At 60.4% G+C, this 24,437-nt stretch carries 17 protein-coding genes; 2 read left to right on the top strand and 15 right to left on the bottom strand.

Annotation, left to right across the window (positions count from 1 at the left end):
• Nucleotides 1-41: 41 nt before the first annotated feature.
• The 3 genes from pncB to pncA form a co-directional block, all read right to left on the bottom strand.
• Complete coding sequence (pncB, locus tag PHA8399_RS06455; protein ID WP_058285353.1) at nucleotides 42-1,331, bottom strand: nicotinate phosphoribosyltransferase; 1,290 nt, start codon at nucleotides 1,329-1,331, stop codon at nucleotides 42-44.
• Between the two features lie 64 nt (nucleotides 1,332-1,395).
• Nucleotides 1,396-3,657: an ATP-binding protein gene (locus tag PHA8399_RS06450; protein WP_058285352.1), complete on the bottom strand. Its 2,262-nt coding sequence runs from the start codon at nucleotides 3,655-3,657 to the stop codon at nucleotides 1,396-1,398.
• 69 nt (nucleotides 3,658-3,726) lie between these two features.
• Complete coding sequence (gene pncA / locus PHA8399_RS06445; protein WP_058285351.1) at nucleotides 3,727-4,323, bottom strand: bifunctional nicotinamidase/pyrazinamidase; 597 nt, start codon at nucleotides 4,321-4,323, stop codon at nucleotides 3,727-3,729.
• 179 nt (nucleotides 4,324-4,502) lie between these two features.
• Here pncA and trhO point away from each other — a divergent pair, with 179 nt between their 5' ends.
• Complete coding sequence (gene trhO / locus PHA8399_RS06440) at nucleotides 4,503-5,414, top strand: oxygen-dependent tRNA uridine(34) hydroxylase TrhO (protein ID WP_058285350.1); 912 nt, start codon at nucleotides 4,503-4,505, stop codon at nucleotides 5,412-5,414.
• Nucleotides 5,415-5,612: 198 nt separating this feature from the next.
• On the opposite strand, the gene PHA8399_RS06435 is transcribed toward trhO, so the two are convergent.
• The 7 genes from PHA8399_RS06435 to PHA8399_RS06405 all read right to left on the bottom strand — a co-directional run bounded on the left by PHA8399_RS06435 (nucleotide 5,613) and on the right by PHA8399_RS06405 (nucleotide 11,289).
• On the bottom strand, nucleotides 5,613-6,281 hold the full coding sequence (locus PHA8399_RS06435; RefSeq protein WP_008554939.1) for a NapC/NirT family cytochrome c: 669 nt from the start codon (nucleotides 6,279-6,281) through the stop codon (nucleotides 5,613-5,615).
• The gene (locus PHA8399_RS06430) at nucleotides 6,281-6,751 is read right to left on the bottom strand and encodes a nitrate reductase cytochrome c-type subunit (RefSeq protein ID WP_058285349.1); all 471 of its coding nucleotides are present in this window, start codon (nucleotides 6,749-6,751) and stop codon (nucleotides 6,281-6,283) included. The genes PHA8399_RS06435 and PHA8399_RS06430 overlap by 1 nt, the downstream gene beginning before the upstream one ends.
• 8 nt (nucleotides 6,752-6,759) lie before the next feature.
• Nucleotides 6,760-9,258: a nitrate reductase catalytic subunit NapA gene (gene napA / locus PHA8399_RS06425; protein WP_058285348.1), complete on the bottom strand. Its 2,499-nt coding sequence runs from the start codon at nucleotides 9,256-9,258 to the stop codon at nucleotides 6,760-6,762.
• Entirely contained in the window at nucleotides 9,255-9,533 is a 279-nt protein-coding gene (locus tag PHA8399_RS06420; protein WP_058285347.1) for a chaperone NapD, read from the bottom strand. The genes napA and PHA8399_RS06420 overlap by 4 nt, the downstream gene beginning before the upstream one ends.
• Nucleotides 9,530-10,045 (bottom strand): ferredoxin-type protein NapF, encoded by a 516-nt coding sequence (napF, locus tag PHA8399_RS06415; RefSeq protein ID WP_058285346.1) that lies wholly within the window; start codon nucleotides 10,043-10,045, stop codon nucleotides 9,530-9,532. Before napF ends, PHA8399_RS06420 begins: the two co-directional genes overlap by 4 nt.
• 12 nt (nucleotides 10,046-10,057) lie before the next feature.
• Nucleotides 10,058-10,207: a periplasmic nitrate reductase, NapE protein gene (gene napE / locus PHA8399_RS06410; protein WP_008553292.1), complete on the bottom strand. Its 150-nt coding sequence runs from the start codon at nucleotides 10,205-10,207 to the stop codon at nucleotides 10,058-10,060.
• An 827-nt stretch (nucleotides 10,208-11,034) separates the two neighbouring features.
• Complete coding sequence (locus PHA8399_RS06405; RefSeq protein WP_058285345.1) at nucleotides 11,035-11,289, bottom strand: hypothetical protein; 255 nt, start codon at nucleotides 11,287-11,289, stop codon at nucleotides 11,035-11,037.
• 174 nt (nucleotides 11,290-11,463) lie between these two features.
• Between PHA8399_RS06405 and PHA8399_RS06400 the strand changes: the two genes are divergently transcribed.
• Nucleotides 11,464-12,321, top strand: coding sequence for a GSU2403 family nucleotidyltransferase fold protein (locus PHA8399_RS06400; protein WP_058285344.1), 858 nt, complete (start codon nucleotides 11,464-11,466; stop codon nucleotides 12,319-12,321).
• Here the strand turns inward: PHA8399_RS06400 and PHA8399_RS06395 are convergent.
• The 5 genes from PHA8399_RS06395 to PHA8399_RS06380 form a co-directional block, all read right to left on the bottom strand.
• On the bottom strand, nucleotides 12,309-13,562 hold the full coding sequence (locus PHA8399_RS06395) for an HAD family hydrolase (protein WP_058285343.1): 1,254 nt from the start codon (nucleotides 13,560-13,562) through the stop codon (nucleotides 12,309-12,311). The two genes, PHA8399_RS06400 and PHA8399_RS06395, sit on opposite strands and share 13 nt — an antisense overlap.
• A 9-nt stretch (nucleotides 13,563-13,571) precedes the next feature.
• Complete coding sequence (locus tag PHA8399_RS21860) at nucleotides 13,572-14,396, bottom strand: DNA-processing protein DprA (RefSeq protein ID WP_244270168.1); 825 nt, start codon at nucleotides 14,394-14,396, stop codon at nucleotides 13,572-13,574.
• Nucleotides 14,397-14,409: 13 nt separating this feature from the next.
• Nucleotides 14,410-15,183 carry a tyrosine-type recombinase/integrase gene (locus PHA8399_RS06390; protein WP_082649474.1) on the bottom strand — a complete coding sequence of 258 codons (774 nt, stop codon included), beginning with the start codon at nucleotides 15,181-15,183 and terminating at the stop codon, nucleotides 14,410-14,412.
• A 467-nt stretch (nucleotides 15,184-15,650) separates the two neighbouring features.
• A complete protein-coding gene (locus tag PHA8399_RS06385) occupies nucleotides 15,651-20,633 on the bottom strand; it encodes an nSTAND1 domain-containing NTPase (protein ID WP_058285342.1) in 4,983 nt (1,660 codons plus the stop codon).
• A complete protein-coding gene (locus PHA8399_RS06380; protein ID WP_058285341.1) occupies nucleotides 20,620-24,129 on the bottom strand; it encodes a DUF7379 domain-containing protein in 3,510 nt (1,169 codons plus the stop codon). The genes PHA8399_RS06385 and PHA8399_RS06380 overlap by 14 nt, the downstream gene beginning before the upstream one ends.
• Nucleotides 24,130-24,437: the final 308 nt, after the last annotated feature.

Below are 24,437 nucleotides of genomic sequence, written 5' to 3'. Positions count from 1 at the left end.
AGGCCGCCAGGCCGAGGGGGCGGCGCCCCCTATGTGCGCCCTCAGACGATAACGTCCTGCCGCTCCTGCTTGCCGACGCCGAAAACCCGCTTGTAGCGCGCGATTTCCTCCGCCGGGCCCATCGCCTTCTCCGGGTTGTCGGACAGTTTCACGGTGGGCCGCCCGTTGGCCGCAACCGCCTTGCAAACCAGCGAGAACGGCGCCAGCGCATCGTCCGGAACCAGGCCGCGGAAGTCGTTCGTCAGCAGCGTGCCCCAGCCGAAAGAGACCTTCGTGCGGCCAGCAAACTGCGCGTGCAGGTCCTGGATCTGCGGCACATCGAGGCCATCGGAGAAGATCACCCGCTTTTCCGCCGGATCCTCGCCGCGGTCCTTCCACCAGTTGATCGCCACCTCGGCCCCCTTGGCCGGGTCGCCGCTGTCGATGCGGATGCCGGTCCAGCCCGCCAGCCAGTCCGGCGCCCGGTCCAGGAAGCCTTGGGTGCCGTAGGTGTCGGGCAGGATGATGCGCAGGTTGCCCTCATGCTCGTCATGCCAGTCGGACAGCACGTCATAGGGGGCCTGGGCCAGTTCCGCGTCGCTGTCCGCCAGGGCGGAATAGACCATCGGCAGCTCATGGGCATTGGTGCCGATCGCCTCCACCTCGCGGCGCATGGCGATGAGGCAGTTGGAGGTGCCGGTGAACTTCTCCCCCAGCCCCTCGATCATTGCCTGCACGCACCAGTCCTGCCACAGGAAGGAGTGGCGGCGGCGGGTGCCGAAATCGGCAATTGTCAGGCCGTCGATTTCCCGCAGGCGCTCGATCTTTTCCCAGACCCGGGTCATGGCGCGGGCATACAGCACCTGCAACTCAAACCGCCCCATCTTGTCCAGAACCGCGCGCGAGCGCAGCTCCATCAGCACCGCCAGCGCCGGGATTTCCCACAGCATGACCTCGTGCCATTTGCCCTCGAACGTCAGCTCATACTGATCGCCCTTGCGCTCCAGATGGTAGGGCGGCAGGCGCAGGCCCTCGAACCACTCCATGAAGTCGGGGCGGAACATCTGCCGCTTGCCATAGAAGGTATTGCCGCGCAGCCAGGTGCTTTCCCCGCGGCTGAGTGACAGCGAGCGGATGTGGTCCAGCTGTTCGCGCAGCTCGCCCTCGTCGATCAGCCGGGCCAGCGGCACATGGGTGGAGCGGTTGATCAGCGAGAAGGTCACCGTGGTGTCCGGCTTGTTGCGGAACACCGACTGGCACATCAGCAGCTTGTAGAAATCAGTGTCGATCAGCGACCGGATGATCGGGTCGATCTTCCATTTGTGATTGTAGACGCGGGTTGCAATATCCACCGGCGGCCTCGTGCTTAAGGGGTCATTGATTGATAGGATAGCGCGCCTGCGGGGGCAAAGGAAATCAGCCCGCGCGGCGGGACTGCGCCTGCGGCGCCAGATGCGCCAGCAGGTCCAGCAGCTTGCCGCGGTTGACGGGTTTGCTCATGAATTCGTCCATACCAGCAGCAAGACAGGCCTCGCGGTCAGAGTCGAAAGCGTTTGCCGTCAGCGCGACAATGGCGGGCTGCGGCCGCGCCAGGGCGCGGATCGCGCGGGTGGCGTCCAACCCGTCCATCTCCGGCATCGACATATCCATCAGGATGATATCCGGCGCAAACGCCTCAAACTGCGCCACTGCTTCGCGGCCGTTCTGGGCAAAAGCCACCTCCGCCGGGGTGGGCAGCAGAAACTTCTCCATCAGAACGCGGTTCACGGCATTATCCTCCGCCACCAGCACCCGCAGCCCCTCCAGCGCGGCAGAACTGCCAGCCTGCGGCGTTGCGGCGGGGGCTGCTGCCGGCTCTGCCCGCGGCGGATCCAGGTGAAGCCGCACGGTAAAGCAGGACCCAAGCCCCAGGTCGGAGGTCACCGAAATGCTGCCGCCCATCGCCTCCGCCAGGCGGCCGGAAATGGCGAGCCCGAGGCCGGTGCCGCCAAAGCGGCGGCTGATTGCAGCATCCGCCTGGGAGAACCGTTCGAACACTTTGGAGAGCATTTCCCTGGGGATGCCGATCCCGGTGTCCGTGACCGAAAAGACCAGGCCGGTCCCCTGCCCCGCCGGTTCGGCATCCAGCGTCACCTGCACCTGGCCGTGTTCGGTGAACTTGATCGCATTGCCGGTAAGGTTCAGCAGGATCTGGCGGATCCGCCGGTCATCGCCGTGCAGCTGCGCGGGCACGCGCTCCTTGATGTCCAGAAGGAGGTCCAGCCCCTTGGCCTCCGCCTGGGCCGTCAGCAGGCGCATGGTGTCTTCGAAGCAGGCGCGCGGGTCGAAATCGGTGCAGCTGAGGCTGACCCCCTCGGCATCCATTTTGGAGACGTCCAGGACATCATTGATCAGCGCCAGCAGGGTATCCGCCGAGCTGAGAATGGCGCCGGCATAAAGCTCCTGCTCTTCGTTCAGGCCGCTGTCGCGCAGCAGCTGGGCCATGCCGATCACCCCGTTCATCGGGGTGCGGATCTCGTGGCTCATGGTGGCCAGGAAGTCCGCCTTGGCGCGGGCGCCTTCCTCAGCGGCGATCCGCGCCTGCTCCAGCTGCCGGGCATGTTCCTTGGCGGCGGAAATGTCGCGTTCCACCGCGATCAGGGTTTCCAGCTCCCCGGCGCTGTTCAGCATCGGCACCTGGCTGGTCTCGATCCAGATGTGTCGCCCGTCCTTGCGCCGGTTGCAGATTTCCACCCGCACCGGCCGGGCCTCGCGGACGCTGTCCCGTAGCAAACTTATGGTTGCGGCGTCGGTCCGGCCGCTGTTCAGCAGATCGCCGGGCAGCTGGCCCAGCGCCTCGTCAAAGGAATAGCCGGTGAGGCGGGTGAAACTGTCATTGACCCAGGTGATCCGCCCCTGGCGGTCCATCAGCATCACGCTGTCATTGGCGTTTTCCGCCACCAGCGCCAGGCGCTTGGCCTCCATCTGTTGATCAGAGAGTTCAGCATAGGCGGCTTCCAGCTCCTGCTGCTGCTGGGCCTGGGCCAGCATATTGCTGCGCGTCCGGCTGAAGTTGCGCCTGACAAAGCCCAGAAACCACAGATACGAGGTATAAAACACCAGCAGCCCTGCCAGGTGCAGCTGATAGGAGGCCGCCAGTTCCGGGGACTGGAGGATTTCGAAGGCCAGGAAGGCAAGCGGCATCGCCGCATAGGTGACCAGTTTGGCGACGACGGCCTGCGGGTGGTAGGGCAGCACCAGCCCGGCATTGATTGCCGAGCCCAGAAGCAGGCCGACCGTAAACAGCGGCTCTGCATGGACCTGCGGCTGCAGGGACTGGAATTCAACCCAGAACGGAAGCGAGGCAGCCGCGCTGAGCGCCAGCGCGTGCAGGAGGGCGGTCAGTGCTGTCAGCAGCCGCAAGGCCCGCTCGCTCATCCCGCGGCTGGCCAGGTATCCGGCCCGGTGCAGCAGCAGGCAATCCGCCGCATCCCCGGCACAGGTCACGGCATAGGCCAGCAGCGCATACTGGAAGGGGACGATCAGCCCCAGCACAAGAAAGGCCAGCGCCATGTACAGCTGGCGGCCCCAGAACATCCGCACGCGGCCGCGGGCGTAGCGCAGCAGCAGCTCGAGCGAGCCGTACCGCTTGTCGTAGCTGGCCAGCGGGCCGGTGGCGGCCCCATCCGAAATATCCATCAAAACGCCTTGCCGTCGGTGTGCCGGCCCAGTTTAAGCCGGGAATTGTTAATAAATCGGCAAATCAACTCAGGATTGAAGCGCAATGCCCGCCTCTTTCATCTGATCCAGCGCCGCCTGCAGCGAGCCGTCCAGATCAATCGCCCGGCAGGCGGCCAGATTAACGGTGACCTCAAACCCAAGCCGGGCCGCGTCCAGCGCCGTGAAGGCAACGCAAAAGTCGGTGGCAAGCCCGGCCAGAGCCAGCCGCGTGATGCCCCGGCTGCGCAGGTATCCTTCCAGTCCGGTGGGCGTGGTCCTGTCGTTTTCGAAAAAGCCGGAATAGCTGTCGATCCCGGGGCGGAAGCCCTTGCGGATGATCAGGTCGCCATCGGTGCGCAGATCCTTGTGAAAGGCCGCCCCACCGGTGCCCTGCACGCAGTGATCGGGCCACAGAACCTGGGTGCCATAGGGCATCTCCACCGTTTCGAACGGGGCCTTGCCCGGATGCGCGGAGGCGAAGGAGGAATGGCCTGCCGGGTGCCAGTCCTGGGTCAGAATCACCGTCTGGAACTGCGCCATCATGGCGTTGATGGGGGCCACCACCTCGTCCCCGCCGGGCACCGCCAGCGCCCCGCCCGGACAGAAGTCATTCTGCACATCCACAACGATCAGGGCCTGGGTCATCGGCAACTCCTTTGCTGGCTTGCACAATTTGTAACGGGACAAGTGCCGCTTGGGAACTCCTGCTGGCCGGCGGCGGGCTGGCGCGGGGAAAAACATACATGCAAAGCCCTTGTTTTATTGGCTCCGCGCAGGCGGTTCTGGGTCTTGAAAACCGCGCGCCATGGTTCTAAGGCCGGGGCATGTACACGATTGCTGCCCTCTATCACTTCACCCGTTTCCCTGATCCCGCCGCCATCCGCCCGGCGCTCTTGGACCTGTGCCAGGCGCAGGGCGTCAAAGGCTCGCTGCTGCTGGCGCAGGAGGGAATCAACGGCACCATTGCCGGGCCGCGCGCTGGCATTGATGCGGTGCTGGCCCATATCAAATCCCTGCCGGGCTGCGCGGGGCTGGAATGGAAAGAGGCGGCGGCGTCCGAGCCGCCGTTCGGCAAGATGAAGGTGCGGCTGAAGAAAGAGATCGTCACCATGGGCCAGCCGGACGTGGATCCGCAGGCCTCCGTCGGGCATTACGTCGAGCCGGAGGAGTGGAACGACCTGATCCGGCAGGACGATGTGGTGCTGATCGACACCCGCAACGATTACGAAGTGGCGATCGGCACCTTTGAAGGCGCGATCGACCCCAAGACCGAGAGCTTCCGCGATTTCCCCGCCTGGTGGGAGGCGAACAAGGACCGGTTCCACAACAAGCGGGTTGCGATGTTCTGCACCGGCGGCATCCGCTGCGAGAAATCCACCAACTACCTGCTGGGACAGGGGGTGGAAGACGTCTATCACCTGAAGGGCGGCATCCTGCGCTATCTGGAGGAGATGCCTGCGGAAAACAGCACCTGGGAAGGCGAATGCTTTGTCTTCGACAACCGGGTGTCGGTCGGCCACGGGCTGGTGGAAGGCCCGCATGAGCTGTGCCACGGCTGCCGCCGCCCGATCCTGCCGGAAGACAAGGCGCGGCCTGAATTCGAGCAGGGCGTCAGCTGCCACCTGTGCATCGATCAGACCTCGGAAGAGGACAAGGCGCGGTTCCGCGAGCGGCAGAAGCAGATGAAGCTGGCGCGGGAGCGCGGCGAGGATCATCTGGGCAGCATCCCGCTGTAAGCCTGAGCCTGAAAAGAGACATTCAATGGTGCTGCACCCGTTCGGCCGCCTTGCCGCATTGCGGTGAGCGGCTGCCCCGGCGGGCAGGCGCGTGCCTGCCGCTTATGCGACAGGCCAATGGCAACGGCCAAACCTGACAAAAAAGGCCGCTGCCCGGATGCGCAGCGGCCTTTTCATGTTTGTCACGGGCAGTCAGCGTCAGTTGCTGTTCAGGCCCAGATAGCTGCGGGTGCTGGCCAAGAGGCCCTCGCCATGGGCCGGGGCCAAGAGGCCCGCGTGATCCTCGCCCTCAGCAGCGGCCATGTCGGGCAGCTGGTGGGCAATGCCCTTGTGGCAGCTGATGCAGGTCTTCTCGCCGGTGAACAGGAAGCGCTCATGCGCGTCCGCCGCCCGCTTGGACTGGCGGGTGATGTCCATCGATTCGTCCGAGTGGCAGTTGCGGCATTCCAAGCTGTCATTCGCCTCAAGCCGCGCCCATTCGTGCTGCGCCAGCTCCAGCCGGTGCTCCAGGAATTTCTCCCGGGTGTTGATGGTGCCGAAGATCTTGCCCCAGACCTCCTTGGAGGCCTGCATCTTGCGGGCGATCTTGTTGGTCCAGTTATGCGGCACGTGGCAGTCCGGGCAGGACGCGCGCACGCCGGAGCGGTTGGAATAGTGGATCGTCGGCTTCAGCTCCTCGAACACGTTGTCGCGCATTTCGTGGCAGCTGGTGCAGAACGCCTCGGTGTTGGTGACTTCAAGCGCGGTGTTGAAGCCGCCCCAGAAGATGATCCCCATCACAAAGCCGCCCATGGTCAGGAAGCCGAGCGAGAAATAGGCGCTGGGTCGCCTGATGATCCACCAGAGCCTTTTCAGGAAAGCAATCATCAGTCCGCCCCGCCCTGTTTGGAGTGGACGTAATCCAGCACCTTGTCGACATCGACGAACTCATTCTCGACCAGCGGCCGGGCGTTGGTCTGCACCACGTGGCACTGGGTGCAGAAATAGCGCCGCGGGCTGACCGCGGCGAGGGTCTGGCCCTCGCGGTTCATGAAGTGGGTGACCGAGATCATCGGTGCCTGGCTGACTTCCACGGCGGTGCGGCTGTGGCAGGTCAGGCATTTGTTGGAGTTCAGATCGACCTGATAGTTGTCGGTCTTGTGCGGGATCAGCGGCGGCTGATCCGGGTAGTTGCGCACCTGGCGGATGTCGGTGTTGACGATGCCGGGGATCTGGGTGGCTTCGCCCTCTTCCGCCAGCGGCGCATTGTTGCGCAGCGTGGCGACCTGGTTCTGGGCGAAAGCGGCCGAGGCCAGCAGGATCGGTGCGGCCAGGATGGCGAGACGGAGATGTTTCATGACGGGCCTCACACTGCTTCGATACGGACTGCGCATTTCTTGAAGTCCGTCTGTTTCGAGATCGGGTCGGTGGCATCCAGCGTGACCTTGTTGATCAGCCGGCGCGCATCGAACCAGGGCACAAAGACCAGGCCTTTGGGCGGCTTGTTGCGGCCGCGGGTTTCCACCCGGGTGCGGATTTCGCCGCGCCGCGAGATGATCCGCACCTCGGTGCCGCGCCGGAAGCCCTGCGCCTTGGCGTCGTCGGGGTGCATGTAGCAAAGCGCGTCAGGCACCGCCTGATAAAGCTCCGGCACCCGCTGGGTCATCGAGCCGGAGTGCCAGTGCTCCAGCACACGCCCCGTTGCCAGCCACATCGGGTATTCGTCATCCGGGCTTTCCGCCGGCGGCTCATAGGGCAGCGCAAAGATCACCGCCTTGCCGTCGGGCTTGCCGTAGAATTCATAGTCCGCGCCGGGTTTGACGTAGGGATCGGAGCCTTCCTTGAAGCGCCAGAGGGTTTCCTTGCCGTCCACAACCGGCCAGCGCAGGCCGCGCACCTCGTGGTAGGTGTCAAATGGTGCCAGATCATGCGCCTTGCCGCGTCCGAATTCGGCGTATTCCTCGAACAGGCCCTTTTGGATGTAAAAGCCGAAGTCCTCGGATTCGTGGTTGCCGTATTCGCGGGCCTTTTCGGACAGCTCGTATTTGTCGACCTTGCCGTTGGCGAACAGCACCTCGAACAGGGTCTTGCCCTTGTATTCGGGGTTGGCGTCCAGGATTTCGGCCGGCCAGACCTCATCTGTTGTGAAGCGCTTGGAGAATTCCGCAAGCTGCCACAGGTCGGATTTCGACTCACCCGGCGCGTTGACCAGCTGGTACCAGAACTGGGTGCGGCGTTCGGCGTTGCCGTAGGCGCCTTCCTTTTCCACCCACATGGCGGCGGGCAGGATCAGGTCGGCGGCTTCTGCCGTCACTGTCGGATAGGCGTCCGACACCACGATAAAGTTGTCGGGGTTGCGGTAGCCCGGCAGCCCTTCCTCCATCATGTTAGGGGCGGCCTGCATGTTGTTGTTCACCTGCACCCAGTAGCAGTTGATCTTGCCGTCCTTCAGGTCGCGATTCTGCTTCACCGCGTGGGAGCCGACCCAGCCCGGAATGGTGCCTTCGGGCAGTTTCCAGATCTTTTCGGCATAGGCGCGGTGTTCCGGGTTCTTGACCACCATGTCGGCGGGCAGACGGTGCGAGAAGGTGCCCACCTCGCGCGCGGTGCCGCAGGCGGAGGGCTGGCCGGTCAGCGAGAACGGCGAGTTGCCGGGGGTGGAGATTTTGCCGGTCAGCAGGTGGATGTTGTAGAGCAGGTTGTTCACCCAGACACCGCGGGTGTGCTGGTTCACGCCCATGGTCCAGAGCGACATCACCTTGGTGTCGGGATCGGCGTAGAGCTTGGCGATCTTCTCCAGCGTCTCAGCCGGGACACCGGACATTTCCGCCGCTTTTTCAAGCGTGTATTCGGAAACGAATTCGGCGAATTCCTCAAAGCTCATCGGCTCGGCGCCGCCGGCCTTGTCCGCATTCTCTGCCGCCTGCTCCAGCGGGTGCTCCGGACGCAGGCCATAGCCGATGTCCTGGTTGCCGCGTTTGAAGTTGACGTGCTTGGCGACGAAGTCCTTATGCACTGCTTCGTTCTGGATGATGTAGTTGGCGATGTAGTTCAGGATCACCAGGTCGGAGTGCGGTGTGAACACCGCCGGAATGTCCGCCAGGTCGAAGCTGCGGTGGGTGAAGGTCGACAGCACCGCCACCTTGACATGCGGATGGCTGAAGCGGCGGTCGGTGATGCGGGTCCACAGGATCGGGTGCATCTCTGCCATGTTCGAGCCCCACAGCACAAAGGCGTCGGCGTTCTCGAAGTCATCATAGCAGCCCATCGGCTCGTCGATGCCGAAGGTGCGCATGAAGCCGCCCACGGCAGAGGCCATGCAGTGGCGCGCGTTCGGGTCGATGTTGTTGGAGCGGAAGCCCGCCTTCATCAGCTTGGAGGCTGCATAGCCTTCCCAGACGGTCCACTGGCCGGAGCCGAACATGCCAATGCCCTCGGGGCCTTTCTCGGCCAGGGTCTTTTTCCACTTCTCGGCCATGATGTCGAAGGCCTCGTCCCAGGAGACCGGGGTGAACTCGCCGTTCTTGTCATATTCGCCGCCCGTTTTCCGCAGCAGCGGCTGGGTCAGGCGGTCGGCGCCATACATGATCTTGGACAGGAAGTAGCCCTTGACGCAGTTCAGGCCGCGGTTGACCTCTGCCTGGGTGTCGCCGTGGGTGGCGACCACCCGGCCCGCCTTGGTGGCGACCATGATCGAGCAGCCGGTGCCGCAGAAGCGGCAGGCGGCCTTGGACCATTTCAGCTCGGTCACATTGGCGTCGGTGACAAGGTTCTGCGCGGCCGCGGGGATCGGCAGCCCGGCGGCAAGGGCCGCGGCTGCAGCGGCCTGCGCCTTGATGGCGTCACGGCGTGTAAGTCCGGTCATTGGGGGGTTCCTTCCTGAAGGGCGAGTTCCTGGGCATCACAGGTCTGATGGAAGACAAGCGCCGCGCTGGCGACGCCGTCGAGAAGCTGGATTTCGGCCAGGGCATCGCCAATGGCACGGTCACTGTCCGCTTCGAACAAGACGACAATTTTGCCCGAGGGGTCTGTTTGCGAAATCTCGGCGTTCGGCATGGCTTTGATGGTATCCAGCACGGCGGCCATGCGGGCCGGGTTGCTGCGCACCAGCAGGCTGGAAATATGAACCTCTTTTGTCACCCGTGGCTCCTTTGCTGGCGGGGGTCGCGGATCGCGATGGCGTTGTTGGGACAGGTGGCAAGGCAGGCGCCGCAGCCGGTGCAGGCATCCGCATCAACCTGGATGGCACCCGCCGGGCGGACCGACAGATCCATCCGCAGGGCGCGCGCGTCGCAGATGTCGGTGCACAGCTGGCAGGTGATTCCCGCGGCCAGCAGGCAGCTGCCGCCGATGTCCACGGTCACCGGCCAGGGGGCGGGCTGCGCAAGGTCGAACACGGGCTCCGGGCAGGCCTCAGCGCAGGCCGCGCAAAAGGTGCACTCGCCGCCGCGGAAATTGATCCGCGGGCGGCCCCGGCTGTCGCATTCGATAACCTCTTCCGGGCACGCCTCCACGCAGGCATTGCAGCTGGTGCAATGCGCCTGCACCCGGGCCTCATCGGTCCAGGGGGGGCGGAATTCCGGCTTGGGCCTGGCGACCCGTCCGGTCAGGAAGGCGCGCCGGGAAGGGGCTGTGCTGGCATGGGCTGGCATCGGCCTGGCCTCTTAACCTGCGGGCGGGCCCAGGAAGATCTGGGAGATCCAGATAATCAGGCCGTAACCGCCGACAATCCCTACCGCCAGAACTGGCGCCAGAATAACGGCGAGAAACAGGAAAGTGTTCCGCTCTTCGGCTTTGGTTGGCTGTTCGGACATATGTGTCCTCCTTGGCTCTCACTTTCTCAGCGGAGCAGGCCAGCCAGGAAACGGTCATCTCAGATGCTGTTTTTCCAGGTCGGTCGCGCTTCGCTGGACCGGAGAATGCGGAGGACCAGCGCCCGGCACCTTGATCTGAGTCATTTTCTAAGTGGTTGATTTGGAAATTCAAAACATTCAAATAATCAGAAGTAAGATTTGGTTGATCGAGCGCAACCTCTTCCGCTGCTGGTTGTTAAGAATTTCGAAAAGTAGCAACGCAGCGGCCGATCAAACGGCCTGAAGCCTGCGGGCGGCCGCGATCACAGAAACGGGCAGACCCGTAACGGCGGCGCAAAGCCGCCGCCGGGTCCGAGGCGGGCAGTCCTCACCCGCACGCTTTGCCGGCCCTTGCCCCACAGCCGCAGACGGTGGGGCAAGGGCTGCAAGGGCTGCAAGGGCTGCAAGGGAGGTTGTAGGATCGCGCATAGTGTTGCGCCGCGCTCATTGGTTTCATTGACAAAAATCATAGATATGCGCCCAAAGTTCTGCGTGGCACTAGCGCATAGTTTTGCACATTTTGCCCATAGGTTTGCGCGTTCGCTGCGTCTACCTCGCAATGAAGTTGCAAGGGTCGCCAAGAATCAACTCGAGCACTTCCTAGCTCTACATATAGTGCATCAGATTCTGCACTGGACAACCCCAAAGTTTCACCGGTTCTATCTGCTGCGGCTGGGATTACTGGTGAGTTCCCATACATCAATGAAGCAAGGGAAAGAGCTTCTAAGGCCAGTCTTGCACGATTAACCAGATCAGATCCGTCAGATCGGCCCCCTGCACACAGTCAGTCAGTCATCACGACTGACATTCATCATTGCACGAATCAACCTATCGACGACATCGTCAGCGCCTCGATAGCCAACTTTAAGCCCGTCCAGGCCAACGGAGGCGTGAAGAATTGCAGGCGCAGGAGCCGTCTTCGTTTCCTGAGCAAACCAACTCTCAAAATCTTTGACGTCGCGATCAGATCCGTGCGCAATCAGCGCTGCCAGGATGCAATCATGCAGTTTTTGCCAAGACTGCAGCACCGTTTCGTCACTCATATCACTTCCCCGGTTCAAACGCCGTAGCACTTCAACCGGGGTAATGAGGGTTCGTCGGTGCCGCAAGAAGGTTGCACTCCCTTTGGTGCTTACATTCGAATCTCCTCGAAATCTGTGTTACAGACACTTTCTGATTTTTGTCTGGAACCTCTTGTTGCTTCAGGGAGCAAAACCTTGGTCGAATGGCTGCCCGTGTCACTTCAGACGCTCTATGCTGAAGCGGTCGACCGAAGTTGGGGCGGCTCGTACGCAGAGTTGCTCGAAGCTGGCGGCACGCCTTACAAGCGGTCCCTGAAGGGTCGTGATTACTGGTATTTTAAGACCTCTTCTGTTGGAACTGGTTCACGTAAGGACCTCTATCTTGGCCCCGACACCAGCGCTGTGCGTCAGCGAGTGGATGAGTTGCGCGACCTCAAGCGCATCCGCAGGGACCGCATCTCAATGATCCGCGCGCTGAGAGCGGCAGGGCTGCCGGCGCCAGATGCTATGAGTGGCAAAGTTCTTTCGGCTCTCTGTGAAGCGGGCGTACCCCGTCTGCAGGCCGTCGTCGTTGGCATCATCGCGTTCCAGACCTACGGTCCGATGCTGGGCGTTCGTTTCAATAAGAGGATCGCCCAGGCTTCCGATCCCGCCCAACTCCACTCAGTCTCTATCTACGTTGACAAACAGATTGAGGGTGATCTGCTGTCCCTCTTGCACCGTGTAGACGAGAGATTTCGACTTGCACCTCAAGCGTTCGACAGCACGAATTCCCTGAAATATGTGCTCGCCCCTGAAACTCAGGAAGAGTTCTCTGTCTATGTCCTGCACCCCCTTGCGGGCTCTGAGCGCCGCGGCCGTAGCGCAGAAAGAAATGCGATCCAGGGCGATGACGAGATCCTCCGTTATCTGGGTTTCCTCATCAAAGGGGAAATCAACGCGGTTGACCGCCCCTGCAGGCAGGACGGAGAGCGGTCGTTCGCTACTCATGTTTTGGCCGGAAGAGTCTACAATCAAGGCAGACTATTACGTTCCTATCTTCACACGCCTTGAGGCCAGTCCCACCCATTGAAGCGTGTGAAGGCGTCGGCAATCTCCGTTGCTGCGTTGTGATTGATAACGTTGCCGGAATTTGAATGAATAGCCGTTGCTTGGCTTTCTGGCACGTACTTTGAATAGGGCCGTTTGATGCTTGGAGTGAGGCTAACGATTTCATGGTAGTCGTTTGGGCCCGGTGTCTTGAGCCAGCATAAGCAGATGACATTGGCACCCGCCGCCTCGGCAAACGCTCTGGCCGTTTCAAGTGAATGACCCTGCGTACAAATATCGTCCACCATCAGCAAGGTCTTACCTTTGACGTTGGGGCGATTCTTGTAGCGCCCACCGACCTCGCCAGTTTTGAGCGGGTCCGTTCTGAGGTGGATCGTTGCCAGTTGATTATGAGCTGACGGTTGCTGGCCGCTATTCCTAAGGGCCTGCGACTTGGGTGCATCTTGGTGTCTGACAATGTAGTCTTCCAAGTACCGGGCTCGCAATGAGCCTGAGGCAATTCTTACGGCTTGCAAAAGTTCAGCCTTTTCAGAAGTCGTTTTGTGGCCAGGGTACGGGGCTACATATGATGCCTCTGCTCCAATGCCGGATAGGTGCATTCTCGCAGCCATCAGAAGGCCCCAAAACCTTAAGTCTCCCACGCCAAATTTCACGGCGTTCTTTGCGTCTGTCGAGTAGGTTGCAGCGTGCGGATAAGCTTTGGAAAACTCACCTAGCGGAGCGATGGTGTAGACCCGTAAGTTTCCTTGCTCAATGCTCCAGAACCAGTCTTTCGGTGTTAAACAACAGCAGTCGACAAATTTCGCAATGTCTTTTGGTGAGTTGAATTCAAAGCCAAACGGGCTATTCGCCTCATGCCATTTTGCGTTCAAGAATAGTAGCCCACCATTCGATGCCGCTTGAATGTCATCCTGAGTATTTCCGATGTAGACGACTTCCTGAGGCTGCCAACCTTGGTCTTCTAACACGTGCTGCATAGCGGCGGCATACTGTTTGTACGCCATGTCTGTTCCACCTTGATAATAGGGCAGTTGTTGGCCTACCAGCCGGGAAAAGTAATCATTGAATGGCTCGTTACTGCCCACCATCGTCCACGTTGAATTGCTGACCAATACGGGCTGCACACCAACAGAGATCAAGTATTTTATCAGCCTGATTGTTTCCAAAGCCTTAGCTTGATCCAACTGGCCTTCCTTGACCAATACGTTCCTGAGAGAAAAAATTGCGCCACGTAGAGTGTGCATAACTGCTCCTTACAACAGCGTGAGCTGAGTGGTCTTTGATCTTGGTTCAGAGTTCAAATGACGAAACACAAAATCAACAAATCCGTCCTGCTCAGTGGGGATGGTGAAAAAGCCATTCTGTGGCACGTATTCGCGAGGCACCCAGCTGAGGTCTGGTTGCGCTGGAGTTCTTAGAAATGCAATAGGGCGCGAGAGTTCATGCGCGTATCGCACCGTGTGCGCAGTGCCGCTTTTGACGGCCCATTCTGTCGGAATGAGAAGGCTACCCAATGCGGCTTGAAGTCTATTTCGACGCACAAAGTTTGCAGCGCTGTATCCTTCCTTGATCAGGTACTCAGTCGCGATTGCACCACCATTGTCCAGAATTGTGCGCCTCAGCCTATCTGAACCTTTCGGATACTCAGTGAAAATGCCCGTTCCTAGAAACGCAATTGTAGGAACGCCAGCCTGGATGCTGGCAGAATGAATTTCTTGATCAATACCATCGGCCAAGCCACTCACAGTTGGAGCGCCGAACTCTGACAGGCAATGCCCGACATATCGAGTAAGCCACACACCATCCTGTGACGCTTTCCGTGATCCAACTACTGTGATGGAACGCCGCGACAGGACATCGACTTGCCCCTGAACAAATAGCCAATGAGGGGTGTTGCTAAGGTCGTTCAGTTGTGAAGGGAAATTTTTTTCGCCCTGAAAAATAATCGAGACGTTAGCCAGAGCCAACTCCTGACACCTGCGTTTCGCACTATCCAGTGCTCGGTTGCGGGTTTCGCGCCAAGCCTGACCTCCGTCATCGTTTCCTTGTAGTTCAGATCGCCCCAATAGGCTGCGCACTTCGTCAGCGTCCTCAAGTTCGATCACACTTTGAAAAGACTTCTCCGATGAGGAGATTCGCCGCAGTGTCTCGAAACCAACCCCCTTGATGGCACTGAGGGCAAGAAACGCGATGCGTTCCGCATCGAAATGTTCTTCTGAAACTTCCAAAGAAACCGTCCAAAACTCTGTGCAGTCGAGAGACAGGTAATCTGAATGGTGGCTCTAGCGCAATCGGTTCGACACTTGCGATGCCGTAGTCGCGCAGCAAGCTCAGAAGCCCGGGTGACAGCATCACCTTCCGGTCCTTCCGCCCTTTGCCCTGTTCGACATGGATCAGCATCCGGTCGCTGTCGATATCGCCGATCTTGAGGTTGCAGACCTCGGCGGCCCGCAGCCCCGCGCCGTAGGAAATGCTGAGCGCGGCCCGGTATTTGAGCCCGGGCCCCGGCGCCGCCATCAGGATGTCCGATACCTCTTCAACGCTAAAGACTACAGGCAACCTCCTGGGCTGGGTGCGGAACTGCATGTAGCGCTTCATCTCCTCGCGCCCGCAGGTCATGCCGAAGAAGAATCTGAGCGCCACGATCCGGGCGTTGAAAGTCGCCGGCGTTACCACTGTATCCGTCATGTGCAATTGATAGGCGCGGAGTTCCTCCGGTGAGGCGGTATCCGGCGGGTGCCCGAGGAAAATGGCGAAATCCTTGACCGCCCGGATATGCGCTTTCTGCGCCTTGTCGCCCATCCCGCGGATGCGCATGTCCTCGATCATCCGCTCTCGAAGCGGGGTCGATCTCTCCCCTGTCATGGGACCCTCCTGTCTTTCGATTGAGAAGGCCTCAATCGTCAGGCAGAAATGCCGTTCCCCAAATGCACCACTGTCAGATCATCGCTGAACACCAGCCACCCGCGCCAATGCCGCGGAGCGGCTTCGTCCTTGGGCTCCAGAACCGCCTAAGGCTCGCGCGGCGATGCCGTTGCAATAGGCTGATCGAGACCGGTCATCCGGGGATCGGGCCAAGTCTTTGATCTTTTGTCACGTCGCTCAATGCGCGGTCGTTGGCAAATCAGGAGCCTTAGTTTGCGCCTCAGGCGGCGAAACCGGGGTGTGAGCCCAAATCAACCGATGCTGCACGGTGCTCGAATGGCGCAATGCGAAAATCAGAGGCCGTCGCTCCTAGAAATCCGGCCCAAAATTGTCGACCCTTCAAAACAGCCCTTCGATCTGTTTTCATCATTACTGGCAGCGCGGCTACTTTCGAAGGGCAAATCCACTTATGGATCGACCGAACCACATCCGGAAGGGGTTGACAGCGCAAAAGCCCGGCATTCATCCTCTTGGATTGGTCTCAAGCGAGTCACGACCGCTCCGGCGGCGTCGATCAATCCCTCCAGGCCGCGGGGCCAAATCCGGATCACCGGGTCTGCGTCGGACCAGGTCACTATTTGGTCGCCGACTTCAAGCGCACCGGTTACATGGCCCACACCTCCCACCGGCACTGTGTGACCGTTCAACACGGTCACAAGGTGCCCGTTCTTATCCGACTCCCACATTTCGACAAACGGTCTTTCGCCCCACGTCAACAGTCGGCCGTCGCTGAGAAGCCGCGCACCCGACAGCCGGGAGATCTGCCCCTTGATCTTGAGCGCGGCACCCGTCATCGGATCACATACGAATACTGTCCCAGCCGCGTTTGCAAAGACGATCCGCCCGTCGCTGATCTCTTGCACAAAGCGAGTGGTGTTATCGGAACAAGCGTCGAAAGAGATAATGAGCTTGCCAGTCACCGAGCGCAACTCGGCCACGCCCGCGCCATCCCAAACGACCATGCGATCCGGCTGCGATGGCAGGACATAAGTTTGCCGGTGTTGGCCCCATTGCAGAGTCTTGTTGTGCTCAAAAGCTTCGCCCCAGATTCTCACGACGCGATCAGAGTAGGAAAGTAATAGGCCATCATCGCGCAGATCATCGACAGACTGAATACGATCGGCATGGGGTGCCATCGAGGCAGAAGTGTAACCTGACCCGTCCCAACGATGGACAGTCAGCCAAGCATCGTGGTCCCAAGTAACCAGACGATCGTCAGATAGCACGCGCGCATTTCGCGCATTGTCAATGATTGTGGGTGCGCCGCCATCCCAAGGCCAAATCACTACCACGCCGCCAGAATGCCGAGCCAGCAACTGACCACCTGAAAGCTCGGATACCGACAGGACTTGGCCAAAGGCGCTGCGGAACCTCTTAATTAATTCGCCTCGATATGTCCACACGACAACCGCGCCATCCTTGCCGTATGTCGCAATTCGACCGTTTTCCAAGACAGCAACTCCGTTGAGAAGCCCACCATGCCGGACAGTGAGCCGCTCCTCCAGAACGGTGGCGTCCCAAAGTTTTACCGTGCCATCAAGGCTCCCGCTGAGAATCCGTGCATCGTCGAGCACCTGCACTTGGATCACGCCGCAGGTGAGCTCGTTGCCCAGATACTGGTCAGGGATGCAATGGCCAGCCAGGCTTGCTCCTGGCAAACCATCGACACCAATGAGACGGGCCGTCCTATCGCCGCTCCATGTCAACAGCGTGCTGCTGCCAAACGCCTGGACTCCGTGGATGTCATCGTCACCTGCGACAATGCGCAGCGGTGCGACCCAGTCGAAAGCTCGCCACACAAGGATTTCCCGCTCGCTCCAGGTGACAAGCCGCCCATCGCTAAGTACCAACGCGCCCTCGACAGTGGCGCTGTGACCATCAAAGTCCCGCAACACTTGCCCGAGTGGCGACCAAAGGCGAGCTTGGCCAGAAACTGTGACAAGCCCGTTTCCCGGCCACTCCAAAACGGCTACGAGGCCGCCCTCATGCGGCAAGTCCGCGATTTTGGTACCGTCGGACTGCCATAGCAGGACATTCTGGGGCCCTACGGATCCAGATTCCCATGTTGCGATCAAGCCTGAACTCAACTCTAAGGCACCTCCGATCCGGCCGCGATGGCCCGGAAGCTCGGCCACAAAAGTGCCGTCAGAAGACCAAACCTGGGCCGCCTCTATATTGATCGTCGATCCGTCGTCGTTTGCACGCACGGTCACCGGTGCGCTCCGCCACGCTATGAACCGGCGCTTAGAAATTGCGACGAAGCCATTTTGCCCTGTCGGGTAGTACTGTTCTAAGACGTGTGTGAGATCATACCCTGCCGGATGGAAGACACCGGGCTGATCATTGCCCCAAGTGAACCAACGCCCATCAAGCAATTGCACCGCTTTGATTCGTCCTTGGCTGTCGCTCTGAAGCCTCGCGCCCTGAGTTCCATCAACCGACCAGTATTGTACGGAACCATCGCTGCTAACGGTTATGAATTCGGAGTCATTAACCGAGGCAACATCGCTGATGAGATAGGTATGTCGGTCAAGGACGGCAATAAATTCGCCTGAGTCAGACCAAAGCCGCCCGGTCCGATCCTCGTCACCAGCCCAGCCCCCAGCCCAAGTGACGATATGTCCGCTTGGAAGCTCCACCGCATCGCCGATTCCATGTGGCGAGCCGTCAAGCACATGCCGGATCGCGCCGCTCTCATCCCACAAGATGGCGGTGCGGTCCCGGCTCCAGGTCAATAGCCTGCCGCCAGGCAGAGGCATTGCCCCATCGATCGGCAGGCTGTGACCACGGAAAATTGCAATCTCCCGCTGTTCGGTCCAGGCGCGATACAGGGAATTGACCGCGACTTGCAGAACCGGTCTGTCGGGAACCTCTGCGTTCGGCAGTGCGGCCAGCGAAAAGCCAAGCGCCTTTGAGGCTTGGCCAATGGCTGTCCGCGCTTCTGCAGCGCCAGTCAGAAAACGCGATTCGTTGCTCCACGCAACGTCGCGTTGAGCGACGGCCTCCTCTCGCGCGATTAAAGCTGCGACGCCCCCGATCACCGCGATGATTGTCAGTGCGACCAGCGACGCTCCCACTGCTGTCCTGAAACGCCGGTTTCTCTGGGCTCGACGTTGGCTTGCTTCAGCGAATCTTCGTTCTTTCTTGTTCAATCCCGGCGTTGAAGCCTTCTCAAGCGCCTCAATCTGCTCCTGACGCGCCGCATCGACCCAAAGTGTGCCGCGTCCCGCCTCGTCGGGCTCGGCCCATTGCTTGGCGCTCGCAGTGAGCCGACGCAGCACAATGATGTTTTCGAGGTCGTTTCTCACCCAGACCAGCAGCTGCGGCCAACTCGTGATTAACGCATCGTGCGCGAACTCCACATACGCCTCGCCACCGATTTCATCCGTAACGATGAGCCGAGCTGCCAAGAGCTGCCTTATGACTGTTTGGACGCGAATATTCTCGGCAGGGTCCGCCATCTCAAGCTCGAGCCGCGGCACGCGCCGACGCGCGAACTCGCTCGATTCCACCGCTATGAGTCGCTCTGCCACCCGCTGCATTGTTAGTCGCACAACCGGATCGAAGCTTTCCACGATCAGGTCCGCGCGAACGCGAAGCGATCCAACTACGCCGCCCTTGAGCGCCTTGTAGTCTGCCCATGTCAGGGTCCGATCTTCGTCATCGCGCTCCAGGTACTTTTTGTAAATCTCGCTGAGTGCGAATGAGAGCAGCGGCAGCCCGCCGGGCATGTTGACCACTTCATTGATGAGCTGGTCGATGAGCGTGTCTGTCTCGAAGCGCATCACCTTGGCCGACGCCGGCAGCTCGATCACACGACGCAGCTCGTCTTGAGTCATCTGCGGGACGATGTATCGCGCGTCCTGCCAGCGAGACCGCAAAGTCGAATCCACGAATTGCGGTTCGAACTCTGAGCGCAACGTTACAATGACTTGCAGCCGGTCGTCCGCCTTGTCCAGCGCGGAGGCGAGCATGCCAATAAATGCATCGGCCTTGGAACGATCGCTCATCGTGAACAGCTCTTCGGCTTGGTCAATGACAAGAAGAAGGCGACCTCCTCCGTCATAGCGGGCCAACCAATGGCCCATACGCTGCCCATAGCCGTGCGTGTCCCCCACCTCGGGATCTCGGAATACTTGATGTCGGCGAGCCAATTCGCCGCTGGCCCACCAGCGCTGTAACGCAGGGCATCGTTCAGCGTCAGCGTCGCGGACGCCCGCCTCCATTTTATTGCCGCGCAGCGCGAGTAACAAGCTCTCGAACGGGTCCTTCCCGGGCCGCATTATGGCGGTCTTGGTCTCCTCGGGAATTTTCGGAAGCAGGCCAGCCCGCACTAGGCTTGATTTGCCGATCCCCGACGGACCGGTAACCACTACGAATGGCCGAAGAGACCCCTCTCGATCACTCCCGCTTTCGTCTTTCCCCAACACGAGGCTCGCCAGTGCTTGAACGGCCTGATCCCTGCCAAAGAACAGGTCCCGGTGCTTCGCCTCGTAGGGCTCCAGGCCGCGCCATGGGTTCGTGTCGGAATTGAGCTCTGGCGCCGGCTGCAAGTCGAGCTCCCGACCCGGGGCCAAGAACACGAACTGACCTCTGCCGTGCTTCTTCAGCAACCACGAATGCGGGGTCTGTGGGCGATCGTTGGCGCTCTTCTGTTGACGAAGGCGGTCTTCCAGAAAAACGTGCAATTCAGTTGTAGTGATGACACCATCATTGGTGTAGTCGGCAGCGCCTTGCAGCCCATCGATCAGCGCCTGCGCAAAAGGAGAATGACGACCGACTTCCTCCGCCCGCTCGCCGATCGCGTTACCCGCGACCACATCGAGAGCCTTTTCGTTGTGGGCTGCCGACGCAATTGCCTGCCATGCATCGCCTTCGATATACCAGCGGTACCGCCTCTCATGCAGTGACGCAGACGCTATAGCCAGATCGCGGTAGCTCGCCCAGCGCATCGCCCCGGCGAAGCAGCAGTCGAGAACGACAAGCATGTGTCTGCAGGGCAGCGCCTCCAACGCCTCCTGAAGCTCGACCATCCCAAGAAATGTTGATTCGTCGGTAGGGCTGGCGTCCTGCGGAAGAATGTACCCCTTTGGCCCGTCATCGCTTTGGAGTGCGATCCCGTGACCGGCAAAGTAGAAAAGGACGCGGTCGTTTGGCCCCACTCGTTTTGAAAGCTCTGACAAAACATCCCGCAAACCGACAAGTGTTGCGGCATCCTCCGGAACGACCCGCGCTTCAAAACCGTGCTGTTGCGCCAAGATACCCGCAAGGGCCGTCGCATCTGACACGGGCGTTACAAGCGGCCGAACATATTCGTATCGGTCGATGCCAATCAAAACGGCGTGGCTATGTGCAAACTCGTCCAATGGGAAAACCTCAACTTTGCGCATCGTCGTTTGGACCAGTTTCCCCCACTCCCTGCAGAACCTCCAACAGGCATCTCTGCCCAGAGTTGGAACTAAAGAAACTAATGTGATCGCAAGCGGCCTCCTGCACCTGCGGTACGAGCGCGCGCCCTTCCGGCACGGCCTTTGCACTTGCGACACTCACTGCGATGTCGTTGGGCGCTTTCAGGAATGCGAGCGCAGTTGCCGCATGCAACACACGTTGCGGCGACAGCTTTGCCAACAAGCTGCTCAGTATCCCGGTTTCCACAGCTGCAGGAATGACTGACGTGTTCCCGACCAACAGAGAATAAGGCACATTCGGATCGGAATTTCGCCCAAGTTCTGTCAAAAAGTCCGATCCTGGTGCCATTTCGTCGAGAGTCACGTCTACTGCTTCGACCGCACCGACAAGATCGCCGAGAAGGCGCACTGGCCATGCAACTTGCGAAAAACCATTGAGGCCTACTGCGAGCGCAGTCGTGGCCCAACCCTGGATTGTCGGCCATGGCGAGCCTGCGTGCGGCGTACCGAGCGTGACCAAGTGCTGAACGACCTTGTCGCCGCCTTCGCGCTCAATGAACCATCTGGCGACCAGCCCGCCCATTGAGTGTGCTGCCACGTGGAGCGTCTTTCCGTGGGCCGCCCCGAGTCCGACAGATACAAGCCGGTCCCCAAGTGCCCTTGCGGTCTCTCGTATCCCGGTGTTGATGTTCTCGTAATCGAACGCGAGAACGAGGTCGTATAAATCCCCTATCCGCTGCGGGGGTCCGCTCGAGACCATTATCTCGGTCCGCGATGCGGAGGTCATCCCAAGCGTGTCGCCTAGAATACCATGAACGTATAGCAGGATCCGTTCCGAACTCGCGACTCTCTCTCGAACGAGATCCCCTGTCGCGTCGTAGCTCGGTTTCCCTTCCGCATCGAAGCTGACCGCTGCCAAGCGCGGGTAGTCGAACTCTGTTCCGAGTTTCGAACTCAGGATCTTTTGGAACAGAATCCTGACCGAACTGACGATGCCGCGCTCAACGTCAGCACCGGTCTGACTAGGTTCCGGCAACTGCCGCAATTCGATCTCCATGCCGCCGTCGATCTGCCGAGCCGCACCAAGTGGCAGAAAGAACTCACCGTCCCAAGCGAACGGAAGGACGTGCTCGCCAGGACGTAGCTGCGACTGCACACGCAAAAGCAGCGGTGAGTCGGCGCTTACTGTCTCAGGGTTTTCGACATCGATTAGTTGAAGGGCGCCCAGGCCTGGGTCTGTGCCCCGCGGGGCCTCAAACAAAAACGCCTCTGACACGTCCGGCGCATCGCGAAGGATCGCCGGAAGCCCCAGTTCACCAAGACCACGGCCCGCCTCCGTTGTGGAAACCAGTCGCGCCTTGGCAGAAAGCTTGGGGTGACCCAATAATGTTACGCCCGCACCGAGGTCCTGTTGCTGATCTGCCCGTGGCACCTCAGCCGCCTCAAGGGGCCGTACGACTGTGAGCGTCAACTCGGCGGTTCCCCAGTCAGGCGCGCTTTCGCCGCCTTTCGTTGGGGACAGGCCTCGAAAATGCAATCGCGCAGCCAGCCTTTCGAGAGCGCTTCGCGGCAGAGCCGCAGCTTTGGCGTCTCGGGTCAGCGCGTAACGCTCTATCTCCTCCTGCTCGAACAGCGTCGCATCGAACGGTTCCGTGCTGACGATCAGCTTCAGCACATCGCGCACCTCTGTTCGGCCCTCGCGCCATTTGTCTTCTGGCACAAAGCCCCAGACAGGTTCACCGCCATTCACCGCAGCGGATCCCCGCGCAGGCAGGTGCAGAGTGCCGCCTGGGATCAGGGCGGAACTCACCGAGAAATCTTCGCCAAGCCAAAGGAGAGCGCAGTAGACTTCGTGCTGACTGCCATTCCTGAGCTCTATCCGAACTTTTGGTTGCTCCCAATTTCCGCTGCTGAAGCGGTACTCCAGGCGAATGGCCTGCCGCGGGTCGGTGTCTCGCCAAACCTCCTTGCCCGACTCATAGGCAGGTTGCAGGATCGCGATCTCGACCGGATCGACACCAAGTCGGCTCCCCGGGTTCTCCAGCCCAGCCAGCGCCTTCCACCGGGCGACGTGCTCCAGCCGCTGGACCGCTGCCCGCGCGCCCTCCTTACCCACACCTGCAATCTCAGCAACGAGTGGCCGTTCGGCTTGTGCCCGACTGATGAGGAATGTTCCGTCTCGCGCCTTCAGGCGAAACTCCGCCTCGTTCTCAGGCCCAACCTCGCGAACAAAAGTTGATTGCCTACCATCCGGGCCGGATGTCGCGAGGGCTTTTCGCACCCGGTCCAGGGCGCCGGGCTCGCCAATCAATTGGACACCGAGCGCGGGCAATGGCGTTGCGACCACAACAGCGCGGTAGGTCGAGTTCTGGTCAAGCGGCACGTTGCGGGTTTGCAGTCTGACTCGGCTGAGCGACGGCCGGACCTCGTCTACGTCGGCGGTCGCCAGCGCCGCTTCCGGTTCGCGCCACGTGTCGGGCTTCGCCTGAAGATCGAATACCAACAGCACGGTCGTTTCATCTCCCGTGCGCGGGGGGATTCCATGAACGGAACCGCCATCAATCACCCACCCCAATTTCGGGTCGTACCGAAGCGTAAAGTGCGGTCGCTGTTGGCGAATTGCGCCGCCGAGGAACGTCCGCTGCAAATCGTTCGGGTCACTCGCCTCGGCCTGTGGCACCTGCTGCGCCACACGCAGCCGCACCTGAGCTTCGGCCCGCTTGAGAAGGTCCCTGTAGCTGATAGCCCCCCGGGTTTGCCGCAGAGCCGCGAGCAGAGCCGCAGTGAAGGCGCCGTGCGGTCTCCCGGCTTCATAGACTTCCTTCGCGGTCTCGTTCGAGCGGCAAGCGGCGAGGAGCAGATGCTTTCCGGCCGGCACCACCCCCCAGCCCGCGCCAGGCGTTCCGCCACTCCGATCCAGGTTATTCACCAATGCACCATCGAGAAACGCGTCCACAGGCCGATGACGCAGGTCGGTGGGGGCTCGGCGCACCGCGGCCCCCTCCTCCAACGGCGCGCGGGTGCCGCTGCCGGAGTGACAGCAATCCAGGATGCACAACACATGCGGCCCGCTGGCGGCAACGTCGGCGATTAGCGCCGAGAGCTCCTTGTCGGCAAGATCCCACTGACCTTCGTCGCGGCTGTCATAGCAGACCAGGGTCTCATTCAGGCGGTCCGGTTCCAGGTGCCAAAACTCGGGTGGTGCTTTTTCCTGGGAGCCATGGCCACTGTAGCAAAAGAGCACGATATCTTCAGGGCCTGCCTTCCCGAGATGGTTGCGAAAGCCATCAATGATCGCTTCACGTGTCGCCTCGGCGTCCTTTAGAAGCTTGAGCTCAAGGGCAAAGTCGCCCTCGGCGCCAAACTCACGCAGGAGCGCTGCGACGGCATCGATATCGTTCACGCATCCTTTCAGTGCCGGAACCGGTGACTTGTATTCATCGATCCCTACAAGAAGGCCGTAAAGCGTCGCTGTCATTTGCACTCCCCCAACTTCGCCACGATCGAGTCTTGCCTCCGCGTTTAACCTAAAAGAATTTTCGTTGACGCACACCCTTAGATAGAACAGTTTGGCATTTTCAGAAGAACTGCCCTTGAGGCGGGAAGATAAGGTTCAGTTTGGTTGTCCAAGCTAAGACTGGTTGGAGATCATCTGCCAGCACCCATGAAAACCTTCTCAAGGATCTATTAAGGATTGGACAGGCTGTCTCGCTGAATCAGCGACTTAAACTCTTTTTGAGCGTTCGGTGTGCAATCCATGTGAATGTCTGCAAGGCGAAGTTATGC

This window comes from Leisingera aquaemixtae (assembly GCF_001458395.1).
GTDB lineage: Bacteria > Pseudomonadota > Alphaproteobacteria > Rhodobacterales > Rhodobacteraceae > Leisingera > Leisingera aquaemixtae.
This window is presented reverse-complemented; position numbering and strand designations above follow the sequence as displayed.